This window comes from Williamwhitmania taraxaci (genome assembly GCF_900096565.1).
Taxonomy (GTDB): domain Bacteria; phylum Bacteroidota; class Bacteroidia; order Bacteroidales; family Williamwhitmaniaceae; genus Williamwhitmania; species Williamwhitmania taraxaci.
In genome coordinates this window covers 1-1,260 of the sequence record NZ_FMYP01000173.1, presented here as the reverse complement: position 1 = coordinate 1,260, position 1,260 = coordinate 1, and the positions used below count along the sequence as shown (strand labels likewise).

Below are 1,260 nucleotides of genomic sequence, written 5' to 3'. Positions count from 1 at the left end.
AAGGTGAGTAATTCTCATCTTCCTGTTCTGAAAAAATGCAATTCCTTTCTCTCCAATCAATCCTATAAGTTGCATTTGTTACTTGAATTTAGGAACAAATACTTTAGATGAGTTATGTTCATCTTTTTCAAATATTCTAATGTTCTCAATTTCAAAACAGTTTAAAAGATTTTCAGAATGAGTTGAAATTATAACAGTAGATTTCTCAGAAGCATCAATTACTGTATTTCCAATATTTGAAATCATATCCGGATGTAGTCCAACTTCAGGCTCATCAATGCAAATAATACTACCTCTTTCTGGATTATAAAGAATTGCTAACAAACATAAATAGCGCAAAGTGCCATCGGAAATGCTAGTAACATGAATTGAACTGTTAATATAATCTTCTTCAAGCATTAACTCAATATTACCGCCCAAAAAATTAAAATCAAACCCTTTAAATTTTGAATTCACTTCCGTTAACATGGTTGCAATTTTCGAGTAACTGGATTTGTGGTTAATTTTTATTGTGTTTAATATTTGCGGAAGATTTGTGCCATCTGACAGAAGTCTTTTTTCAGAAGTCGGCAGCATCGGTTTCCGAATTGGGCTCTTTGGTGTAGTATCAAAATAGTCATAAACTATAATTTCACTAATGGCTTTTCTGATAGTGGACAAAGCAAAATATCTATCAGTATCATAAACCTTCGAAAGAGCAAGTTCTGTCGATTCAACGAAATCATTATATCTTACTAATGAAGTCTTTTTAGAAGAACTTTTAGTATCATGAAGTTCATTTAAAACTCCGGTGCCATTATCGAAATCAAGGTAGATAAATCCACCAGAAGTCGTAATCTTTTCTTTTACATAGTAATTTCCAACACTCGGGCTTTTATATAGCCTTATCGAATAGATAATATCTTCCAAAAAACGAAACCCAAATTCTCTAATTTTTTCTGAATCGAAAGTATATTCAATTTCTATGAAGTCAATATTGCCTTTATCATTTTTGAAATAAATGTTGTCAAATCCTCCAAGCATGTCAATTACATACTTTCTCAATCCAACTCCAGCTACCCCTTCTTTTAATAGTCGTAAAGTTTTCAGGAAATTTGATTTTCCTGCCCCATTTATACCAACAAGTATGTTTAAGTTCTTGTCAAGCGGGAATGTTTCGCTTTCAAAGTGTAAAGTTTCACCACATTGTTAATGGAATTAATCCTCCTCCCTTTTCTCATGGAGCGTAGCGGAATGAGAAAAGGGAGGAGGATTTGGTTC

1 pseudogene is annotated in these 1,260 nt (G+C 32.6%); it reads right to left on the bottom strand.

Going from position 1 to position 1,260, the window contains the following annotated elements:
• Positions 1 to 78 precede the first annotated feature (78 nt).
• Positions 79 to 1,155 (bottom strand): annotated as a pseudogene (locus BLS65_RS17780) (AAA family ATPase); the annotation flags it as partial.
• Between the last annotated feature and the right edge of the window lie 105 nt (positions 1,156 to 1,260).